The organism is Asticcacaulis sp. AC460 (genome assembly GCF_000495795.1).
GTDB lineage: Bacteria > Pseudomonadota > Alphaproteobacteria > Caulobacterales > Caulobacteraceae > Asticcacaulis.
Genome location: NZ_AWGD01000036.1, coordinates 127150 through 147580 on the forward strand (window position 1 = coordinate 127150; position 20431 = coordinate 147580).

The 20431-nt window shown below is 64.2% G+C and carries 17 protein-coding genes; 7 read left to right on the forward strand and 10 right to left on the reverse strand.

Features of this window, described 5'->3' with window-relative positions:
• Positions 1 to 154 precede the first annotated feature (154 nt).
• The 4 genes from ABAC460_RS43745 (at position 155) to dgcA (ending at position 4892) form a co-directional block, all read left to right on the forward strand.
• Positions 155 to 667, forward strand: a complete 513-nt coding sequence (locus ABAC460_RS43745; RefSeq protein WP_023455184.1) for a DUF805 domain-containing protein — start codon at positions 155 to 157, stop codon at positions 665 to 667.
• 134 nt (positions 668 to 801) lie between these two features.
• A complete protein-coding gene (locus ABAC460_RS43750) occupies positions 802 to 1038 on the forward strand; it encodes a hypothetical protein (RefSeq protein WP_023455185.1) in 237 nt (78 codons plus the stop codon).
• Between the two features lie 162 nt (positions 1039 to 1200).
• Positions 1201 to 3915, forward strand: a complete 2715-nt coding sequence (locus ABAC460_RS43755; protein WP_023455186.1) for a hypothetical protein — start codon at positions 1201 to 1203, stop codon at positions 3913 to 3915.
• Positions 3915 to 4892 carry an N-acetyl-D-Glu racemase DgcA gene (gene dgcA / locus ABAC460_RS43760; RefSeq protein ID WP_023455187.1) on the forward strand — a complete coding sequence of 326 codons (978 nt, stop codon included), beginning with the start codon at positions 3915 to 3917 and terminating at the stop codon, positions 4890 to 4892. The genes ABAC460_RS43755 and dgcA overlap by 1 nt, the downstream gene beginning before the upstream one ends.
• Positions 4893 to 5334: 442 nt before the next feature.
• Here dgcA and ABAC460_RS43765 read toward each other — a convergent pair whose 3' ends face one another.
• Complete coding sequence (locus tag ABAC460_RS43765; RefSeq protein ID WP_023455188.1) at positions 5335 to 6537, reverse strand: MFS transporter; 1203 nt, start codon at positions 6535 to 6537, stop codon at positions 5335 to 5337.
• A 49-nt stretch (positions 6538 to 6586) separates the two neighbouring features.
• On the opposite strand from ABAC460_RS43765, the gene pip reads away from it, so the two are divergent.
• On the forward strand, positions 6587 to 7594 hold the full coding sequence (pip, locus tag ABAC460_RS43770) for a prolyl aminopeptidase (RefSeq protein WP_023455189.1): 1008 nt from the start codon (positions 6587 to 6589) through the stop codon (positions 7592 to 7594).
• A 166-nt stretch (positions 7595 to 7760) separates the two neighbouring features.
• Here pip and rodA read toward each other — a convergent pair whose 3' ends face one another.
• From rodA to ABAC460_RS43805, 7 genes are all read right to left on the reverse strand, one after another.
• Complete coding sequence (gene rodA / locus ABAC460_RS43775; protein ID WP_023455190.1) at positions 7761 to 8927, reverse strand: rod shape-determining protein RodA; 1167 nt, start codon at positions 8925 to 8927, stop codon at positions 7761 to 7763.
• Positions 8928 to 8935: 8 nt separating this feature from the next.
• Complete coding sequence (gene mrdA / locus ABAC460_RS43780) at positions 8936 to 10939, reverse strand: penicillin-binding protein 2 (RefSeq protein WP_023455191.1); 2004 nt, start codon at positions 10937 to 10939, stop codon at positions 8936 to 8938.
• 13 nt (positions 10940 to 10952) lie between these two features.
• Positions 10953 to 12959 carry a penicillin-binding protein 2 gene (gene mrdA, locus ABAC460_RS43785; protein ID WP_023455192.1) on the reverse strand — a complete coding sequence of 669 codons (2007 nt, stop codon included), beginning with the start codon at positions 12957 to 12959 and terminating at the stop codon, positions 10953 to 10955.
• A gap of 12 nt (positions 12960 to 12971) precedes the next feature.
• A complete protein-coding gene (locus tag ABAC460_RS43790; RefSeq protein ID WP_023455193.1) occupies positions 12972 to 13544 on the reverse strand; it encodes a hypothetical protein in 573 nt (190 codons plus the stop codon).
• Positions 13541 to 14722, reverse strand: a complete 1182-nt coding sequence (mreC, locus tag ABAC460_RS43795) for a rod shape-determining protein MreC (protein ID WP_031237372.1) — start codon at positions 14720 to 14722, stop codon at positions 13541 to 13543. Before mreC ends, ABAC460_RS43790 begins: the two co-directional genes overlap by 4 nt.
• Before the next feature lie 80 nt (positions 14723 to 14802).
• Positions 14803 to 15846, reverse strand: a complete 1044-nt coding sequence (locus tag ABAC460_RS43800) for a rod shape-determining protein (RefSeq protein WP_006272616.1) — start codon at positions 15844 to 15846, stop codon at positions 14803 to 14805.
• A gap of 291 nt (positions 15847 to 16137) precedes the next feature.
• Positions 16138 to 16803 (reverse strand): TVP38/TMEM64 family protein, encoded by a 666-nt coding sequence (locus ABAC460_RS43805; protein ID WP_023455195.1) that lies wholly within the window; start codon positions 16801 to 16803, stop codon positions 16138 to 16140.
• A gap of 247 nt (positions 16804 to 17050) precedes the next feature.
• Here ABAC460_RS43805 and ABAC460_RS43810 point away from each other — a divergent pair, with 247 nt between their 5' ends.
• Entirely contained in the window at positions 17051 to 18259 is a 1209-nt protein-coding gene (locus tag ABAC460_RS43810) for a pyridoxal phosphate-dependent aminotransferase (protein WP_023455196.1), read from the forward strand.
• 104 nt (positions 18260 to 18363) lie between these two features.
• The gene (locus tag ABAC460_RS43815) at positions 18364 to 19503 is read left to right on the forward strand and encodes a glycosyltransferase family 4 protein (protein WP_023455197.1); all 1140 of its coding nucleotides are present in this window, start codon (positions 18364 to 18366) and stop codon (positions 19501 to 19503) included.
• On the opposite strand, the gene ABAC460_RS43820 is transcribed toward ABAC460_RS43815, so the two are convergent.
• Positions 19481 to 19984 carry a GNAT family N-acetyltransferase gene (locus ABAC460_RS43820; RefSeq protein ID WP_023455198.1) on the reverse strand — a complete coding sequence of 168 codons (504 nt, stop codon included), beginning with the start codon at positions 19982 to 19984 and terminating at the stop codon, positions 19481 to 19483. The two genes, ABAC460_RS43815 and ABAC460_RS43820, sit on opposite strands and share 23 nt — an antisense overlap.
• Positions 19974 to 20405: an alternative ribosome rescue aminoacyl-tRNA hydrolase ArfB gene (gene arfB, locus ABAC460_RS43825; protein ID WP_023455199.1), complete on the reverse strand. Its 432-nt coding sequence runs from the start codon at positions 20403 to 20405 to the stop codon at positions 19974 to 19976. The genes ABAC460_RS43820 and arfB overlap by 11 nt, the downstream gene beginning before the upstream one ends.
• Positions 20406 to 20431: the final 26 nt, after the last annotated feature.

Below are 20431 nucleotides of genomic sequence, written 5' to 3' on the forward strand. Positions count from 1 at the left end.
CCACCTCCCCGTATAACGGGGAGGTATAAGGTATTGATAGTGTATCGCTTTTAAGAACCCAGCCTGTCTTAGAAAGCGCTCCCACAGTAATTCCTCTGTACAGACCGCGGAGTCGTCGCGTAAACTTGGTTAACGGGGATATGTGGAGGGTCCGATGATCAATCTGGCATGGAATACCCAAGGACGTATCGGCCGCCGCGCCTACAAGGATGCCGCCGGCAAGCTCGACTGGATGACCGTCTTGGGCATTATCCTGGCTTCGGTCGTGGCGCTGACCTTCACCCAGCACAACATGCCGCTGTCGGTCGCCGCCGTCGGCGTCATCATCGCCGTCATCCTCTATGTCCAGTACCGCGCCGCGCAGCTTTCGATACGCCGGCTGCATGACCGGGGCCTGCCCGGATTCCTGTTGTGGCCTGTCCTGCTGGTCGGGCTGGGTGTGCTGGGTTTTGGTGCCTGGGTGCTGTTGAAAGCCATGTATGCCGGCGAATTCTGGAGCTTTATCGGCGCGCTGTTCGAACTGGCGACACCGTTCTTCCAGTTGGTCGTCTTCAACGGCATCGGCCTGACCGCCGCTATCGTGCTGGCGCTGTACAACCTGTTCATCGCCTACAATCTCAGCGCCGAAGGCAGGCCCGTCGACAACCGCTACGGCCCGGCCGAGTAGGTTTTCCTGCCACATCGGCGTGATTTTCCGCCGATCGACACCGTCTCAATTGCAACCGTGACGAATTTGCGGCATGATGATGACGGACTCGCGGCGACGCGGTCCTCCCGAAGCGCGTGAACGGATTCCCTGCCATGTCGTCCCTGTCGGACATGATGAGCGCTGCCCTCGCCGGACTTCTGTCCGCCGCGCTGGTGCATTTCGGCGCCAGCGACGCATCCGACAAGCCGAAAAAGCAACCCCCCGCCACCCAGCGCACCGTCGACAAGCCGAAGAGTTCCCGCGCGCCCGTGCCGGAGAACGACGATCGTTTCTCCCCCAGCGGCGCACCTGCCCCGCGCGTGGTAAAGACGCTGGCGCCGCGCCCCTGAAAGCCCCAGATTCCTCTCCGTTAACTGACGAAAACCTTTGCTAAATTAGCCCTTTGCGGCTAACTTTCCCGTGTTGGGAGAAAGACGGGGGGAGAAACCCGGCCTGTCCGCTTCGCGCAATGCCCGTTGACGCTGACCTGAGTCGGGCCACAGGATACTTGAATGAAATCACGCCGCCCCCCGCTGAACCTGACCGAACCGAAAGGCATCCGCCGACGCACGCCGCGCGGAGAGCTCATCAGCGAGGACGCCATCGAAACCGCCGACGGCGCCGAAGACATCTTGGAAACGCCACTGAAGGCCGCCGAGGAAGCGTTCCTGGAAGCGCCCGCCGAAAGCCATGACTTCGATATTCCCGAGACGATTTCGAGGCCCGAGACGATTTCCCGGCCTGAAACCGTTGCCAAGCTTACGCCGCCGCCCGAGGCGACCCCGCCGGCCAAGTCCACCGCAAAAAAGCCGGACGAAGAGCCGGTGCGCCGCGACCTGTCCGCAATCAAGGTCCAGCCGGAAGGCGTCATGAAGGCCACCGGCGCCTCGCCCACCGTCTTCTGGGGCGCCACCGCCCTGGTCAGCCTGCTGTGGGCGTGCGGCCTGGCCGCCTTCGTCCTGGGGGCGCAAGGATCGCTGACCGCGTTCCTGTCCGAGCCGGTGCGCCTGGCCATTCTCGCCTTCCTGGCCCTGTTCCCGGTCGGCCTGATCTTCGCCTCGGCCTTCGCCCTGCGCAACGCCGCCGCCCTGTCGCGCCAGACCCAGCGCACCGCCGCCCTGGCCGATGCCATGCTGGCACCCGCCGCCTCGGCCGCCTCCCAGACCACCGACCTGGTCGATGCCCTGCGCAACCAGGTCGACCACGCCGTCCGCGCCGTCCGCCTGGCGCACAACGACATCGCCGAACTGTCCGCACGTTTGAAGGCCGAGACTGACCGGCTGCAGGACGCCGCCCAGATCGCCCGCGCCGCCACGGCCAGCATCACCCGGTCGTTGGAGCACGAACGCGAGGCCGTCAACCTGATGAGCCAGTCGCTGGGCGCCCAGTCGAGCGGCATCATCGAAGCCGTCGACCGCCAGGCGCGGATGGTCGCCGATGCCTCCGACCTTGCCCAGACGCAACTGCGCGAGGCCGAGGCGTCGCTGGCTTCGACGGCGTCGGACATGATGGGCGCGGCGTCGGATGTCTCCGATACCGCCCGCCGCATCTCCGAGGACCTGGACCGCCAGACCCAGCGCCTGGAAACCGCCGGCTCCGGCGTCGCCGACCAGATCCGCAGCGTCGAGGAAGGTCTGTCGCAGCAGCGCGCCGGCTTGGTATCGGCTGCCCTATCCCTGCGCGCCGATCAGGAAGACTTCGCCGTCCATATCGAAAATCAGCGCGCGCAACTGACCGAGGCCCTGTCAATCACCCGCGTCGCCACCGTCGATCTGGGCGAGACCTCGGCCCGCGGCATCGATGTCCTGCGCGACATCGTGCTGACGGCGCAGGAGAATTTCCGCTCGGTCATCGGCGCCGCCGAAAATGAGCGTACGGCCTTCGAAACGCGGATCCACGCCACCCTGTCGAACATTTCGATCATGGCCGCCGACGCCCGCGACGACCTGATCTCGGAAACCCGGCGCTCCCTCGATCAGTTGACGTCTTCGGCGACCGAGACGCGCAAGGCCGCCGACCAGGCCGCCCAGGCGGCGCAGTCGCGCGTCGACCGGCTGAACGAGACCATTTTCGAAGCCAGCAAAAAGGCCGACGAGGTCTTCGACACGCGGTTCAACGCGGCGCGCCGGCTGATCGAGAACTCGGCCGAACTGATCGCCGAGGCCGGCGACCAGACCGCCGAAAAGCTGGACCAGAGCTTCTCGCACGCCCGTGAGGCCATCACCGAGGTGGCCTCGGCGCTGAACGAACTGACCACCTCGGCCGACCAGCTACCGATCATGGCGCGCGACCGGCTGGATGAAATCCGCCGCGCCGTCGAGGACGGTATCGCCGCTATGACCGCTGCCGCCAAGCGCGCGTCGATCGAAACCGAAGCCGTGGACCAGGCCTTCCAGGACCGGGTCAAACGCAACTACGACATGCTGAACGAGGCCGTACGGTTGATGGGCGTGATCTCGGGCGAGCAGCCGCTACCCCAGAACACCGCCGAGGCGCCGGTGCGCGACCGCGATTATGGCCGCAACCTGCAGATACGCCGCGCCGCCGAACCGCCCGTGGCGCCGCAGCCGGCGCCTGCGATTCGCCAGACGCCGCCGGCGCCGGTGAGCCAGTCGGCCCAGCGCCTGCGCCTGTCGCCGATCAGCGAAACCCGTGCTTCGCCCGGCCCGCAGCCCCGCCAGACACCGGCGCCGCAACCGCAAGCCCAGCCCCAAGCTCAGCCTCTGGCGGCCGGCAAGACTCCCGATGGCTGGTCGTGGCGCGATCTGCTGAACGGCATGGACAGCACCACCGAAAGCCGCGCCGAGGCTTCGGTCCAGACCTACGAACCGGCCCCGGTCGCGCCGCAGCCGCCGCTTGATCCCGAGTTCGACAGCCTGGACGACATCATGATCAATGAGGTCGCCGCCATGGGGGTCGACGCCGCCGCGCTGCTGTCGCGGTCGCGCATCGAAGAGACCATCTCCGCCATCATGGCCGAGGATAACGAAGGCGCGCGCATGGTCGTGCGCCGCGTCGCCCCGGCGGCTATCCGGCGGTTGAGCCGGCGGTTGCTGACCGATGGGAATTTGCGTCAGCAAGCGAACGACTTCGCCACCTATTACGACCAGCAGATCAATATGGCGCTGATGGCCAAGGAGCCGTCGCGGGCGCTGAACGATGTGCTGGCGACCGAACCCGGTCGCGCCTACCTGCTGCTGGATGCGGCGATTTCTGACCTGATCTGATGCGCCTTATTGTCCGCGACGAAACCTTCCCGATTGCCGGGACCTTTACCATCGCCCGCGGGTCGAAAACCGAGGCGAAGGTGCTCTATGTCGAACTGCATGGCGGCGATCATGTCGGCCGCGGCGAGGCCGTGCCCTATGCCCGTTACGGCGAAAGCCTGGAAGGTTGCCTTGAACAGCTGGAGGGCGCCAGGCATCGCATCGAGACGGCCATCACGTTCGGCGAGCTGTACAATATGTTGCCGGCCGGTGCGGCGCGTAATGCCGTCGACTGCGCCCTTTGGGATCTGAACGCCAAGAAGACGGGGATTGCGGCCTGGAAAACGGCGGGCTTGCGACGGCTGGATCCGTTGAAGACGGCCTTTACCTTGAGCCTGGATACCCCCGAAGCCATGGGCCAGCAGGCCAAGGCCAATGCACGCCGGCCTTTGTTGAAGCTGAAGATCGGTGGCGTTGACGACATCGACCGGGTGGCGGCGGTCAAGCGCAACGCCCCCAATGCCCGGCTGATCGTCGACGGCAATGAGGGTCTATCGTTCGATGACCTGCAGCGGGTGGCGCCGGAGTTGAAGCGGCTGGGCGTCAAGCTAATCGAGCAGCCGTTGAAGGCGTCCGAGGACGAGCAACTTCTGAACTATGAGTGCCCGATACCTTTATGCGCCGATGAGAGCCTGCATACGCGGGGTGAGCTGGACCGGGTGTCGCGGCTGTATGCCGTGGCCAATATCAAGCTCGACAAAACCGGCGGATTGACCGAGGCCCTGGCCTTGAAGACCCGGGCTTTGGAAGCCGGCATGGGGATCATGGTCGGCTGCATGGTGGCGACATCGCTGAGCATGGCGCCTGCGATGATCGTGGCCCAGGGGGCGGATTTCGTCGACCTGGACGGGCCGTTGCTGCTGGCCCAGGACCGCGAGAACGGTCTGGAGATTACCGGTTCGGTGCTGCATCCGCCGAAGCCGGCGCTGTGGGGCTGAAGACGGTAGGAGGGAACCACGGAAGGCGCCGAATTCCGGTTACGGCACTTCCCGCGCGAAGCGCCTTCACTCCCAGAGACTATGAGCAACGCACTCTGCTTCGGCATCCTGGATTTCCGTGTTTTCAGTGTCGCCGCGCAGCGGCTTCCGTGTGATCCGTGTTCCCCTTCTTCGCCTTAGAAAGCTCTCAGTCAGCCGGCTTACCGCTGACTTTTCAGAGGAACACGGAAAACACTGAAGCGCCGCCGACGGCGGCGTACACGGAAAGACACGGAATTCAGGATATCAACACGTCAAGCGCGATCCCATGATACCTCGTCATGAAGGCGCTTCGCGCGGAAGGTGCCATAACCGGAATTCCGTGTCTTCAGTGCCGTCGCGAAGCGGCGTTTCGGTGCCTTCCGTGGTCAATCTTTCTTCGATACACAGCGCTCATCCGGATTTACGGCACCACAAACCGCTCGCGGTTCAGGTACAGCCACCCCGCACTCAGCAGTCCAACACCGGCCAGGCCCGCCATCAAACCATAGCCGCCGACGCCGAAGGCGGCGAACACCGCCCCCGACAGCATGGTCCCGATCCCCATCATCACCCCGTTGGCATAGGCTGCATTGACCGTCTGGGCCAGGCCCTCATAGCCCTTGGGCGCCAAGCGATAGATCAGTTCCAGCCCGGCGAAATAGACCGCCGCAAAACTGAAAATATGCAGCAACTGCAACGGCCACAGCAGCCATAGCGGCGGTCCGAACGCCATCACGCCCCAGCGCGCCACCGCCAGCACCGCCGCCAGGATCAGCATCCGCCACGGCCCGACCCGGCGGCGGAAACGATCGGCGAACATCATGAAGGCGATCTCGCCCACCACGCCCACTGCCCAGAGATAGCCGCAGGTCGCCGTCGACAGGCCGCTGTTCTTCCAGATCAGGGTCGAAAAGGCATAGTAGAAGCTGTGCGACGCCTGCAGGCAGCCCACCGCCAGCAGCAGCCAGAACAGGCCGCGATTGCCCATCAGCACGCGCAGCCTTTGCCAGGCGGTCTCCGAGCCCTGGAGGTGGCGCAGGTCCTGACGCGGTTCCGCAGGCAGGATGAACCGCCCCGACACCGCCATGATGGCGACGGCGATCACCACCCACCACAGGATCAGATCGGGTGACGCCCACACCAGCAACAGCCCGAGCAGGACCTCAGCGACGACGAAGGCGAACGAACCGATCGACCGCGGAACGGCGTAGTTGAAGCCGTGGCTGCGCGACAACTGCCAGGTCATGGAATCGAGCATCGGCGACACACTGGTCGAGCAGGTATAGGCGCAGGCATAAAGGATCAGGAAGGCGGCGAACCGCCACGGTCCGTACAGCTGCGACAGACCCATCAGGGCGTAGAACAGCGCTGCGGCCGCGGCAAACCACATCATCGGCGTCCGGTAAAGCGCGAACCGGTCGGCCCAGAGGCCGCTCAAAGGGCCCGACACCGCGCGCAACAGCAAGGGCACGGCCAGGATAAGACCGATCTGTTCGCCGGTCATGCCGTGGTGGTCAAGCCACACCGGCATGAAGGGCAGATTGGCGCCCGTCATGGAAAACAGCAGGATGTAAAACAGCGCCTGCCGGTTTTGCGTCGTGAAAAGGGTTGTGGCCTGCGCCATTTGGGCTTTAGAGTGTTACCTGAAACTATCGCCTCCTCTCTTAGAGCTCATGACCGATTCTGCCAATTCCAAGCCCAGGCCCATGCCACCGCGCGGCCTCTATCCCGACATCGAGCCGTTCGACAGCGGCCACATGGCGACGGAAGGCAAGCATCGCATCTATTACGAGCAAAGCGGCAATCCGGCCGGCCTGCCCGTGGTGGTGCTGCACGGCGGCCCCGGTGGCGGGACTTCGCCCAACCTGCGCTGCTACTTCAATCCGGACGGCTACCGCATCATCATGCTGGACCAGCGCGGTTGCGGCAAGTCGACACCGCATGCCTCGCAGGACATCTCGCTTGAGGACAACACCACCTGGCACCTGGTCGCCGATATCGAGCGCCTGCGTGAAAAGCTGGGGATCGAAAAGTGGGTGGTGTTCGGCGGATCATGGGGCTCGACCCTGTCGCTGGCCTATGCCTTGAAACACACCGACCGGGTGGCGGCGTTGATCCTGCGCGGCATATTTTTGGTGCGCAAGTCCGAGCTGGACTGGTTCTACCAGGAAGGCGCGTCGCACCTCTATCCCGACATCTGGCAGAAGTTTTTGGCGCCTATCCCCGAGGATGAGCGCGGCGATATGCTGAACGCCTATGTGCGGCGCCTGAACGGTTCCGACCGGGCTCTGGCGACGCGCTGCGCCCTGGCGTGGAGCGGCTGGGAAGGTGATACGTTGTCGATCGAAGGTCCGTCCGAGGCGGCGTCGAAGTTTTCGGATCCGGAGTTTGCGTTGGCGTTTGCGCGGATCGAGAGCTGGTATTTCAAGAATGGCGGGTTCTTCGAGACCGACAACTGGGTGCTGGAGAATATCCGGACGTTGAAGGACGTGCCGGCGTGGATCGTCCAGGGTCGGTATGACGTGGTGACGCCGATGAAAACGGCCTGGGAACTGCATCAGGCCTGGCCGGAAGCCCGGTTCAACCTGATCAAAAAGGCCGGGCATTCGTCCAGCGACCGGGGAATCCTGGAAGGGCTTGTCGCGGCGGCCGATGAAGCTCTGGTGGCCCTGGGGAAGTAGCGATTGTCCTGAAACAGGGCGGCGCTCTACCTATGCATACCCCTCCACCGCTTCCTTGCGCGGCAAGGGCTATACCCTTGCTCGCTCACCCGACCTCCCCACTTCGTAAGGAGGAGGGCGTTTGTAACGTCGGACATTCGGTAACTTGAAGCTTTGAAGACGCGGCTTATTCCATAAGGTTTGCCAGCATCGACGACTGTTTCGGCAGCTCCTGGTAGCGGTGCACCTTCACGCCCAGGATCAGGCCGAAGCCCGCCATCACCGTTAGCATAACCGAGCCGCCGTAGGACACCAGCGGCATAGGAATCCCCACCACCGGGAACAGGCCCATCACCATGGCGCCGTTGATCAGCACGTAACAGGCATAGGTCGCGATCGCGCCCGACGCCGCCAGCCGGCCAAAGTGCGAGTGCGACAAGGCCGCCATGCGCAAGGCCATGATGATGATCGTGCCGCTCAGCAGCAGCACCATGGCGCCGCCGACCATGCCCAGCTCCTCGGACACCGCTGCCATGATGAAGTCGGTGTGTTTTTCCGGCAGGAAGTTGAGCTGAGATTGCGACCCCAGCCCCAGACCCTTGCCCAGCAACCCGCCCGAACCCATGGCGATCTTGGACTGCAGGATGTGATAGCCTTCGCCGGACGGATCGCCCTCAGGGTTCAGGAAGGTCAGGATGCGGTTGCGCTGGTAGTCGTGCAGCACGAAGAAATAGGCCAGCGGCACGGAGATCGCGCCCATCAGGCCGGCGCCGGCGATGGCCTTCCAGTTCAGCCCGGCCAGGACCATGACGGCGCCGCCGGTCAGCAGGATCAGCATGCCCGTCCCCAGGTCCGGCTGGTGCATGACCAAGGCCGAGGGCACGGCGATCATCAAGGCCGGGACCAGCAGCCAGAAGGACCAGTTGGCGTCCTCGGGCTTGCGTTCGTGATAGAAGCGCGCCAGGGCCAGGACGATGGCCAGCTTCATGAATTCCGACGGCTGGAAGGAGATCGGACCGAATTCCAGCCAGCGCTGGGCGCCCATGCGGGTGTCGCCGATCAGCTCGACCAGGATCAGCAGGATCAGCGACACGGCATAGGACGGATAGGCCAGCCACAGCCAGAAGCGCAGGTCGACCACCGCCAGGACCAGGGCCATGGCCAGGAACAGGGCGAAGTTGCGCAGCTGGCTGTAGGCCCAGGGCTCCCAGCTCATGCCGCCGACGCTGTACTGGATCAGGGCGCCGATGCCCGCCAGCATGGCCAGCAGGGTCACGAAGACCCAGTCGATCTGACCGATCTTGCTGTCGTAGCGTTCCCGCTGACCGGGACGTGAAAGCGCACTTTGTACCATGATAATCTCTAATCAGCGGGAGGTGTTTCGGCCGGCTGGCCTTCATTGGGCATGTCGCTGGCGCCGGCGGCCTCGCCGCGGGCCAAGGCGGCGGTATCGAGCGCGGTACTGACCGGGCCGACGATGCGTTTCTGGATCTCAGGGTCCTTGATCATGGCCAGGCGCATGATCTCGCGCGCCTTGGGCGCGGCGAAGCGGCCGCCGGCGACGCCATGTTCGACCACCACGGCGCAGGCATATTTCGGCGCGTCCGACGGCCCGAAACAGACGAACAGGCCGTGGTCCTTGTGCATCCAGTCTGCCGCCTTGCGGGTGCCGGCCTTGGCATAGTCGATGACCTGCGCCGTGCCGGTCTTGCCGGAAATCGTGATATTGGGGCCAAGGTCGAGTTGTGAGTTGGTGCGGCCCGTGCCGCCAGGTTCGTTCGACACCGCCCACATGCCGCCGCGGACGATATCCAGATGCGCCTTGGGGATGCCGAGGTCGGCGAAGTCCTTGGTATGGTCGATGACCTTGTCGCCGATCTGGCGCACCAGGTGCGGCTCGACCGCCTTCATGCCGTTGGCAATGCGCGAAGCATAGACGGCCAGTTGCAGCGGCGAAACGTGAACATAGCCCTGGCCGATGGCCACCGAAGCGGTTTCGCCGGGATGCCATTTCGGGTCGTTCGCACGGCCCTTGGTCCCGTTGAAATAGTCGCGCTTCCACTGCTCGGTCGGGATAAGGCCGCGCTTCTGGCCATCGATCTCGAAACCGTCCCAGGTATGGCCCAGGCCCAGCTTGCCGGCGAATTTGGCGATACGGTCGACGCCAGCGCGGTTGCACATGGAATAGAAGTAGGTGTCGCACGAGAACTTGTGCGCATTGCGCATGTTCACCGAGCCGTGGACGCCGTGGCAGCGGAAGAAGCGGTTGCCGACCTGGTAGCCGCCGCGGCAGAAGACCTGTTCCTCCGGGTTGATCCCGGCATCGAGAATGGCCAGGGCCGTCGCCATCTTGAAGGTCGAGCCCGGCGCGAAGGTCGAGCCCACCGACTTGTCCAGCAACGGCTTGCGCTCATAGTCGGCCAGCAGGCGGTAGGCCTTGGTCGGAATGCCGGAAACGAACAGGTTGGGATCGAAGCTGGGCGCCGACACCATGCAGATGATTTCGCCGGTGTGGATGTTCATCATCACCGCCGAACCGGAATCGGTGCCAAAGGCTTCGAGCGCCCGGTTCTGGATGTCGAGATCCAGCGTCAGGGTAACGTCCGCGCCGGGCATGGCGGCGATCGAACCGTCGCCGTCCTCGCCGACCACCTTGCCGCCGGCGTCGACCTCCATCTTGTTGCCGCCGGCCGTGCCGCGCAGGATGTTGTCGTGGGACTTTTCGATGCCCTGCTTGCCGATGCGGAAAGACGGGTGGTGCAGCAGGTTGATGTCGGCGTCGGGCTTTTCGCCTTCGACCTTCATGTCGGCGGCGTTGATCTTGGAGACATAACCGACAACGTGGCTGAAGGCGCCGCCGTGGTGGTAGGCGCGAAGCTGGTCCATGTCGGCGACCACGCCCGGAATGTCGGCCGCATAGAGGCTGACCTTGGAAAAGTCCTCCCAGCTCAGGTCGCCGGCGATCAGGGTCGGCACGGAACGCTTGTTCTGGTTGATGTCGCGCAGGATACGGCGGCGCATGGCCACGGTCTGGGGTAGGATGTAGGCGACCTGGTCGAGGGTCGAGTTGATGTCCTTGACCTCGTTGGTCTCGATCATCACCCGGAAGGACGGCCGGTTGCCGGCGATCACCCGGCCGTGGCGGTCCAGGATATCGCCGCGCGGCGGCGGGATGACGCGGAAATTGAACTGGTTACGCGCCGACAGGGTGGAATACTTGCCGCCCTGCACGATCTGCAGGTGGGCCAGCCGTGTCCCCAGGGCGAACAGGCCCAGAGCCGTCAGCCCGCCGATCAGGAAGGCACGACGGGTGAAGACTCCCTGGCTTTTGTTGATGTCATTGAAGACAATCGACATTTCCGGCATGGCGCGATGTCCCCTAGGCCGGCGGCGGGGTAGCGCCGGCCGTCGTTTCGGTCGGTGCGACGGGAATATCGACGGGGTGCGTGGCGGCCTCGGCCTCGGCGGCCTTGAGCGCGGCCGGGTCGAAGGTGTCCTTGACCGGGCCGACGATGCGCTGACGGACCTCGGGGTCCTTGATCAGGGCCAGGCGCATGATCTCGCGCGCCTTGGGCGCGGCCGAGGACGCGCCCCAGCCGCCATGCTGGACGATGACGCTCATGGCGTATTTCGGCTTGTCGGCAGGGGCGAAGGCGATGAACCAGGCATGGTCGCGCCGCTCCCAGTCCAGGTGCAGGGTGGCGCGCGCCCCATCCTTATAGGTGTGCGACTGGGCGGTGCCGGTCTTGCCGGCCATGACGATCGGCCCCAGGTCGAGCTTGCCCGACCGGGCGGCGGTGCCGCTGGTCACCACGTCGGCCATGGCGGCGCGCACCATGTCGATATGGCTGGGAGCGACCGACAGATCCGCGAACTCGGGGTAGTTGACGGCCTTGCCGCCGATCGCCTTGATCAGGTGCGGCATGACAACCTTGCGGCCATTGGCGATGCGGGTCACGCTGACGCAGTTCTGCAGGCAGTTGATATTGGTGAAGCCCTGGCCGATACCGATCGACGGCGTGTCACCCGGCCACCAACGCCCTTCGGCAGGCCGCCCGCGCTTTTCGAAGTATTCCTTTTTCCAGGCCTTGTCCGGGACCACGCCCGGCTTCTGACCGTCGATGCCGATGTCGAAAATCTGGCCCAGCCCGAACTTGCGCGCGACCTCGGCGATCTTGTCGGGGCCAACCGCCACGGCCATGTTGTAGAAATAGACGTCGCACGAGGTGACGATGGCGCCGTGCATGTCGAGATTGCCGTGGACGCCGTCGCAGCGGAAGACGTGGTTGCCATACGGAAACACGCCGCCGCAGGTATGCCGCGTCGTTTCGGGAATGCCCGCTTCCAGCGCGGCCATAGCCACCAGGCACTTGAAGGTCGACCCCGGCGGGTAGGTCCCCGACAACGCCTTGTCCAGCAGGGGGCGGCGCTCATATTCGTTGAGCAGCTTGAATGTCTTGCTGGGGATGCCTGAGACGAACAGGTTGGGATCGAAGCCCGGTGTAGAGCTCATGCACAGGACCTCGCCCGTGTGCACGTCCATCATCACCGCCGCGCCGGAGTCGGAACCGAACACGTCGACCGCACGTTGCTGCAGGTCGGCATCCAGGGTCAGGGTGACGTCCTGGCCGGCGACCGGCGCGCGTGAACCTTCGGAGTCTTCGCCGACGGCGCGGCCGTTGGCGTCGACCTCCATCTTCTTGCCGCCGGCCGTGCCGCGCAGGACGGTGTCCAGGGCCTTTTCGATGCCCTGCTTGCCCATGCGGAAGGACGGATGATGCAGCAGGTTGAGGTCGGCCTCGGGCTTTTTCTCCTCGGCCTCCAGGTCCTTGGCGTTGATCTTGGAGACGTAACCGACGACGTGGCTGAAGGCGCCGCCGTAATAATAGGCCCGCACCTGGTCCATGTCGGCGACCAGGCCCGGAATATCGTTGGCGTAGAGGCTGACCTTGGAAAAGTCCTCCCAGCTCAGGTCACCGGCGATCAGGGTCGGGACGGACCGCTGGTTTTGGTTGATGTCGCGCAGGATGCGGCGGCGCGAGGTGACGGTCTGGGGCAGGATGTAGGACACCTGGTCCAGGGTCGAGTTGATGTCCTTGATCTCGTTCGTCTCGATCATCACCCGGAAGGACGGCCGGTTGCCGGCGATCAGCTTACCGTTACGGTCCAGGATGTCGCCGCGCGGCGGTGGAATGACGCGGAAATTGAACTGGTTACCCGCCGACATCCTGCTGTATTTTCCGCCCTGAACGATTTCCAGGTGCGCCAGGCGGCCGCCCAGGGCAAACAGGCCCAGCGCCGTCAGGCCGCCCATCAGGAAGGCGCGCCGGGTGAAGACCCCCTGGCTCTTGTTGATATCGTTGAAGACGATCGACATTTCCGGCATGACGGCGCGCCTCTACTGGAACCGGACGTCGGCATGGAGATATTTCTCCATGAGATACCACACCACCGGGAAGCCCGCGCCGGTCGCCAGGGCCTGTTCGATGACGCCGAAGATACGCGGTACGCTGCCCGTGTCGATCGCCATGAAGGTGGTGCAGATGGTGAAGAAGATGATCTCGGTAAGGACGAAGACGCCGAAGACGATCGTCCAGTCCTGGCCGATGAGATAGGTGCGGGCAAACACCAGGGCGGCATAGACCAGCATCAGGCTCAGGGTCCAGAAACCGAGCGGCGCGCCCCAGAAGAAATCGAGGAACATCCCCAAGGCGCCCAGGACGAAGGGGGCGATATAGGAAGGCCGGATCAGCGGCCAGGCGAAGGCCAGCAGGAACGGTGTCACCGGTTCCGGCAGATACAGGCCGAAGGGCTGGAAGGCGGTGGCCAGGACAATGGTGGCCGCCACGCTGATCAGGGCGGGCAGGATGATCCAGTCCCAGGGACCGACGATCTTGGCGGCCATGCCCCCGCGCATCCCCCGGTTCAGCGGGCTGCGTTCGAACAGGCCGCGCTTCAGGAGGGGTTTCATGGCTGGGTCCCCGTCGGGGTGGAAGGTGCCGCCGCAGGCGCGGCTTCCGGCGTGTACGGCTTGAGCGCCGGGGTCGAGGTGGCGACGGACGACGACGAGGACGACGCCGGGCGCGGACGTGGCGCCGAAGACGAGGATGACGACGCCCGCGTCACCGGCGGCTTCACCTGTGCGGCCGGAGTGGCCGGGGTGCTCGCTGCCGCGCTGCTGGTCGCCGAACTGGCGGCGGCGGAAACAGAGGCCTGAGACTGCGGGTCGACCTTGGGCATGGCCGGCGGCGGCAGGATGTCGGAAACCGGCGGACTGCGCAGCAGGGTCGAGGCGTCGGGCAGTTGCGAGAAGTCCTTGAACTTGACCACCTTGACGAAGTCGATCGGTCCCCGGTTGGAATAGAGGCGTACGCGCCAGACACCGTCAACGCCCTTGACCGCCTCACCGACGGGCAGGCCACGCGGGAAGATGCCGCCGTCGCCCGAGGTCAGGATCTGGTCGCCTTCACGAACGCTGTCCTTGCCGCGGACGAAGTCGAGCTTGGTGTAGCCGGTATTGCCGTCGCCGTTCATCATGGCGCGGGCATCGGAGCGCATGACCATGACCGGCACATGCGAGGTGACGTCAGTGACCATCAGCACACGCGACACGTCGGGTGATATGCCGACGATGCGACCGACCAGGCCCTGGTCGGTAATGACCGGATTGCCGAAAGTGATGCCCTTTTTCGAACCGGCGTCGATCAAGCGATTGTTGGCGAAGGGACCGCGCGACACCGACACGGAGCGTGCTGCCACCATTTCCAGCGCCGGCTCGGTGCGCAGGTTCAGCAGCTTTTCGTAGCGCGAATTGAGGTCGCGCTCCTGCTTGTACATGTTTTCGTACTGCGACAGTTCCGCCACCTTCTTGCGCAGGATGCGGTTTTCGCTGACGGCAAAGAGATAGTCGTCCAGCCAGTTGGTGCCGTCGCCGACCTTGTGCACCGGCCAGGACAGGACGTTATTAACCGGCCCGGCGGCGCTGTCGAAGCCCTGGCGGCGGGCATAGGCCTCGGCCTCGACCTGCTCGCTGCGGTCGCCCAGCAGCATCAGGGCTGCGATGATGCAGACCAGACCGACCACGCCCATCACCGCCCAGGTCATGGGCAGTTTGAGATGTTCGAAGTGTTTGTTGTCTCCGTACGACACGCTACTCATCCCCTAATGCCGGAGAACTATATTGGTTCGGGTCCGCCGTCCCTCGCCTCTAGTCGCTAATTACCGCGATTCTATGACATGGTGGCGTCGAGAATGCCCTTCATCCACCGCGGATGTTCCAGCACCCGGCCGCAGCCGATAGCGACGCAGCTCAGGGGATCTTCAGCGACCGACACCGGCAGTCCGGTCTGGTCACGAATTTCGATGTCCAGGCCGCGCAGCAAAGCGCCGCCGCCGGTCAGCATGATGCCCTTGTCGGCGATGTCGGCCGCCAGTTCCGGCGGGGTCGCTTCCAGCGCCACCTTGACGGCGTCGATGATCTGGGCGACCGGCTCGGCCAGGGCTTCCGCCGCCTGGCGCTCAGACATGCGGACTTCGCGTGGCACGCCCTGCATCAGGTCGCGGCCCTTGACGTCGATGGCCATGCCTTCGCCGTCGTGCGGGACACGGGCGGTGCCGATGTCCTTCTTGATGCGTTCGGCGGTGGTTTCGCCGATCAGCAGGTTGTGGTTACGGCGCATGAAGTTGGTGATGGCTTCGTCCATCTTGTCGCCGCCGACGCGGACCGACTTGGAATAGACAATGCCCGACAGCGACAGGACGGCCACTTCGGTGGTGCCGCCGCCGATGTCGACGACCATCGAACCGGTCGGCTCATGGATGGGCAGTCCGGCGCCGATGGCAGCCGCCATGGGCTCGTCCAGCAGGCCGACGCGGCGCGCCGAGGCGTTGAGGCAGCTGTCATTGATGGCGCGGCGTTCGACCGCGGTGGCGCCCGACGGCACGCACACGATCACCTTGGGGTTCACGAAACCCTGGCGGTTGTGGACCTTGCGGATAAAGTGCTTGATCATTTCTTCGGCGACTTCGAAGTCGGCGATGACGCCGTCCTTCATCGGCCGGATGGCCTCCATGTGGCCCGGCGTACGGCCCAGCATCTGCTTGGCCTCTATGCCGACGGCATGGACGACCTTACGCCCGCCGATATTGCGCAGCGCAACGACCGACGGCTCGTTCAGGACGATGCCCCTGCCCTTCATATAGATCAGGGTATTGGCCGTACCGAGATCGATGGCGATGTCATTGGAAAATCCGCCGAAGAAGGATTTGAACATGGAGGAAACTGCCTTGGGACGCGATTATGCCGCGTCAGTATTCGATGCCTGGGATAATCCGGATACACTCCCCGCCTTTCCAAGGTCTGCGCCTTGAATCAACGGGTCATAATTGCCGGAATGGCTTCACTTGCCCTTAATGAGACCCAATTTCAAGGGGGTTGTCAGGCTTGCAAAAAAAAAGTTGTATTCAACCCACGGGGGAAATGGTTAACAGATTGTTTTGCCTCATGAATCGACCTTGTGACAACAATCGATCACACAAATTGTCATCCGCCCGAACGCGATGATTCAGCCCTTGTTCTTGGCCCGCAGATACATGGTCCGGGCCAGCAGCATCAGGGCCAGCCAGACCGCCGCCAGGGCCGCCATCGACAGGGCCAGTTTCCAGTGTCCCTGGCCGGTAAATGCGTTCAGCGAACCGCCCATCAGCGCCACCAGGATGATCTTGGGCAGGCTGCCCAGGGCGCAGCCGGCGATGAAACCCCAGAACGAGGCGTGCGAGGCGCCGAACGCCATATTGACCACGATCGGCGGCGCGGTCGGGATGTTGCGCACGATGAACGAGGCCGAAAAGGCGTTCTTGCCGACATAGGCTGACAGTTTGTTCAGCCGGTCGCCGCCCAGCTTCTGCAGCAGGCCCGAGCCGGCGAAACGGCCGATATAGAATTGCATGGCGGCGGCCACCTGGGTGGCGAACCAACTGTAGAAACCGCCCCAGACCGGTCCGAAGGCGACGACACAGGCGGCGATCAGCACGAACTGCGGCGCCCCCACCAGACCCGAGAGACAGAAGACGGCCGTGACGATAACGATGGCCAGCGGCGAGCGGGCGTAGGCCGCCATCCAGTGCTCCAGGCCGGACATCATCTCCTGGCCCCAGGGCGACCGGCCAAGCAGGATCACGCCCGCCACCAGGGCCAGCAGCAGCAGGCTGACCCAGATGGCGCGTACCATTTTGGTATCAAGGTTGAGAAAAAATCCGGAAACCTTTTCCCAAATTTGTTGTAGTTTATTGTGCATTGCACACCATTATGGCCAAGAAGCTACACTTCTAACAAGTCTTTGCGCCGAGCAAGGATTTTTGGCCTCCAGGCAAGAGAATTTGACCCAGATGAACGATGAACCATGGACAAACGAGCGCCACCGGGTAAAGAGAGGCCTGCATTTTTCCGCCTCAGCAGCCGACCCCAGAGGACCCGTCATGGCCGTGTTTTCCGAATCCGATACCCTCAAGCGCGTTAAGCCTTCGCCCACCCTGGCCGTCTCGGCCAAGGCGCGTGAATTGACCCGTCAGGGCAAGAAGGTCATCAGCCTGTCGGCCGGCGAGCCCGATTTCGACACGCCGGAAAATATCTGCGACGCCGCCATCAAGGCGATCAAGCGCGGTGAGACCCGTTACACCGACGTCGACGGTATCCCCGAGCTGAAGTCGGCCATCGTCGACAAGTTCAAGCGCGAGAACGGCCTGGAGTACAAGACCACCCAGGTGTCGGTCTCGCCCGGCGGCAAGCCGGTCATCTACAACGCCATGATGGCGTCGCTGAACCCGGGCGACGAGGTCATCGTGCCGGCCCCTTACTGGGTCAGCTATCCCGACATGGTGCTGCTGGCTGGCGGCACGCCCGTCTTCGCCATCGGCGAAATGGAAACCGGCTTCAAACTGAAGCCCGAGACCCTGGAAGCCGCCATCACGCCCAAGACCAAGTGGCTGATCCTCAACTCGCCGTCCAACCCGTCGGGCGCGGTCTACACCGCCGACGAACTGCGCGGCCTGGGCGAGGTGCTGAAGCGCCACCCGCACGTCTGGATCCTGACCGACGACATGTACGAACACATCCTGTTCGACGGCATGACCTACGCCACCATCGCCCAGGTCGTGCCGGAACTGTATGAGCGCACCCTGACCATGAACGGGGTGTCGAAGGCCTATTCGATGACCGGCTGGCGCATCGGCTACTGCGCCGGCCCTGAGCCGCTGATCAAGGCCATGTCCAAGATCATCTCGCAATCGACCTCCAACCCGTGCTCGATCGCCCAGTGGGCCGCCGTCGAGGCGCTGAACGGGCCGCAGGACTTCATCCCGCAGCGCAGCGCCATCTTCCAGAAGCGCCGCGACCTGGTCGTGGCCATGCTGAACGGCGCCAAGGGCATCCACTGCCCGCCCCCGGAAGGCGCCTTCTACGTCTATCCGTCGGTGGCCGGCTGCATCGGCAAGCAGGCGCCGTCGGGCAAGATCATCACCTCGGACGAAGACTTCGCCGGCGAGTTGCTGCAACAGGAAGAGGTCGCCGTCGTGCACGGTGCTGCCTTCGGCCTGTCACCCTTCTTCCGCATCTCCTATGCCACGTCGGAGATCGTGCTGACCGAGGCCTGTTCACGCATCCAGCGCTTCTGCGCCTCGCTCAAGTAATTTTTTACCGGGCGACGGATTTCGGATACACCGGCGTTTTTTCTCACCCGTGAGCAGACGCCGGCCTTGTCCCGGGGGACAAAACCGGGCAAGACTTCCACTATATGAACCTTTCGTCGCAGTCCTGGCTCATTCCGTCCTCTCTGGTCCTCTTCGGACTGGCGGGCTCTGCCATTTCGGCGGCGCTGTTCAGCCTTCTGGTGCTGAATGGCGGGCCGGTCGACCGGCCGCGCGAACGCGGCGCCCACACCGTCCCCACCCCGACCAGCGGCGGCCTGGCCATCATGGCCGGCTGCGGTGTCATCTGTGCCGCGGTGTTGTGGTTCGCCGGCGATGCGGTGCCCGGCCAATGGCGCGACGGCGCTCTGCTGTTCGGTTTCGCCAGCCTGATGGGCCTGTCCGGCGCCCTGGACGACCTGATCGACTTGCCGGCGACCCTGCGCCTGGGTTTTCAGATCGGCCTGTGCCTGCTGTTCGCCTGGCTATTCCACGTCGATACCCTGACGTTTGGCCCCGGCCTGGTGGTACGGCTGGATCCGTTCACCAGCACGCTGGGCTGTGCCGCCTGGCTGGTTCTGGGGATCAACACCATCAATTTCATGGACGGCGCCAACGGCCTGGCGTCCGGCACCCAGAGCCTGTGCCTGATCGTGCTGGCCGGCCTGATTCTGCTGCTGGCGCCGGTTGTGCCGCTGGGCAGCGACCTGGGTGTGGTCCTGTTGATCTGTATTTGCGCCGCCGGCGCCCATCTCGGCTTTCTTCCGTTCAACCTGGCGGGCAAGGCCTTCCAGGGCGATGCCGGCGCCCTGTTCGGCGGGGCGCTGATCACGGGCGCCAGCCTGGTGGTCAAGGCCTATGGTGTCGGGTCGGTGTGGTTCGGCGGCTTCCTGCTGGCGCCACTGATCGTCGACGTGGTCCTGACCCTGATCACGCGCCTGCGCCAGGGCAAGGACGTCATGCGGCCGCACAAGGAGCACCTGTATCAGCTATGGCTGCAACGCCGCGATTCCAGCCATGTGCGGCTGTCGGTCCGAATCTGGGCCCTGTGCGCCATCAGCAGCGGCGTCGGTCTGGTGGCGCGCGCCATCGACCTGGTTTATCACACAGATATCCGTTTCGCCTGCCTGGCGGCCATCATCCTGTTGTACAGCCTGATCTGGGGCCGTATCCGTCGCGACCTGCTGCAACTGGCGCCGATCGCCAAACCGTCGCCGGTCGCCCTCACCGCACCAGAAGCGCCATAGCCAGATCGTCTTCGTAGAAACCGGCCTCGTCATAGATGCGGTTTTTCAGACGGCCCTCGACGACGAAGCCCAGGCTTTCATACAGCGCGATGGCGCGGGCATTGCTTTCGCGGCAGCCCAGTTCGATGCGGCGAATGTGCGGCAGGACGGTTTCGATCTCCGCGATCAGGCCTTTGAACATGGCCCGCCCTGCCCCCTGGCCCTGCGCCTGCGGATGAACGGCGATGGTGATATCGCCGAAGACATGGGCGAACTGCGACTGCGGCATCGGCCAGCCGTGGATTTCGCCGATGATGACGCCGTCACGGACGGCGACCAGGCTCAGCCCGGCCTCGACCGCCTGTTTCAGGAAGCCGCCGACATAGGCGTGGGTGATCTCGTCGGGCTTGCGCGACAGTCCGCCCGAGGCCGCCGCGGCTTTGTAGAGGGCGATGATTCCGTCGGTGTCCTGCACCGTCGAACGGCGAATATCAGGCGTCATCTTCGTCTCCGACCTTGGCGCGGCCGGCCTTGATGCCGGAGCGGATGGACTTTCCGACCAGGCGGCGTTGCACCGAACCGCGGGTCGGCTTGGTACGGATGCGCGGCGGTGGCGGCGGTTCGGCGGCCTTTTGCACCAGTTCGACGAAGCGCTCCAGCGCCGCCTTGCGGTTCATTTCCTGGGTGCGGTGGACCTGGACGAACAGCACCAGTTCGCCATCATTGGTGACCCGGCGCCCGCCCAGCTTGGTCAGGCGCTGCTTGACGTCGTAGGGGATGGTCCAGTTGTTGGCGATGGAAAAGCGCAGTTCGACCGCGGTGGCGACCTTGTTGACATTCTGCCCGCCAGCCCCCGACGCCCGCACGAAGCTTTCGTGCAGCTCGTCGTCCGGAACCGAGATCTGGGGCGTAACGAAAACCATGTCGCCTTGTGACGGAGACCGTGGAA

Excerpts from the sequence above, each read along its gene's own strand:
- ABAC460_RS43745 (WP_023455184.1), top strand. The coding sequence starts at position 155 with ATGATCAATCTGGCATGGAATACCCAAGGACGTATCGGCCGCCGCGCC.
- ABAC460_RS43750 (WP_023455185.1), top strand. The coding sequence starts at position 802 with ATGTCGTCCCTGTCGGACATGATGAGCGCTGCCCTCGCCGGACTTCTG.
- ABAC460_RS43755 (WP_023455186.1), top strand. The coding sequence starts at position 1,201 with ATGAAATCACGCCGCCCCCCGCTGAACCTGACCGAACCGAAAGGCATC.
- dgcA (WP_023455187.1), top strand. The coding sequence starts at position 3,915 with ATGCGCCTTATTGTCCGCGACGAAACCTTCCCGATTGCCGGGACCTTT.
- ABAC460_RS43765 (WP_023455188.1), bottom strand. The coding sequence starts at position 6,537 with ATGGCGCAGGCCACAACCCTTTTCACGACGCAAAACCGGCAGGCGCTG.
- pip (WP_023455189.1), top strand. The coding sequence starts at position 6,587 with ATGACCGATTCTGCCAATTCCAAGCCCAGGCCCATGCCACCGCGCGGC.
- rodA (WP_023455190.1), bottom strand. The coding sequence starts at position 8,927 with ATGGTACAAAGTGCGCTTTCACGTCCCGGTCAGCGGGAACGCTACGAC.
- mrdA (WP_023455191.1), bottom strand. The coding sequence starts at position 10,939 with ATGCCGGAAATGTCGATTGTCTTCAATGACATCAACAAAAGCCAGGGA.
- mrdA (WP_023455192.1), bottom strand. The coding sequence starts at position 12,959 with ATGCCGGAAATGTCGATCGTCTTCAACGATATCAACAAGAGCCAGGGG.
- ABAC460_RS43790 (WP_023455193.1), bottom strand. The coding sequence starts at position 13,544 with ATGAAACCCCTCCTGAAGCGCGGCCTGTTCGAACGCAGCCCGCTGAAC.
- ABAC460_RS43800 (WP_006272616.1), bottom strand. The coding sequence starts at position 15,846 with ATGTTCAAATCCTTCTTCGGCGGATTTTCCAATGACATCGCCATCGAT.
- ABAC460_RS43805 (WP_023455195.1), bottom strand. The coding sequence starts at position 16,803 with ATGGTACGCGCCATCTGGGTCAGCCTGCTGCTGCTGGCCCTGGTGGCG.
- ABAC460_RS43810 (WP_023455196.1), top strand. The coding sequence starts at position 17,051 with ATGGCCGTGTTTTCCGAATCCGATACCCTCAAGCGCGTTAAGCCTTCG.
- ABAC460_RS43815 (WP_023455197.1), top strand. The coding sequence starts at position 18,364 with ATGAACCTTTCGTCGCAGTCCTGGCTCATTCCGTCCTCTCTGGTCCTC.
- ABAC460_RS43820 (WP_023455198.1), bottom strand. The coding sequence starts at position 19,984 with ATGACGCCTGATATTCGCCGTTCGACGGTGCAGGACACCGACGGAATC.
- arfB (WP_023455199.1), bottom strand. The coding sequence starts at position 20,405 with ATGGTTTTCGTTACGCCCCAGATCTCGGTTCCGGACGACGAGCTGCAC.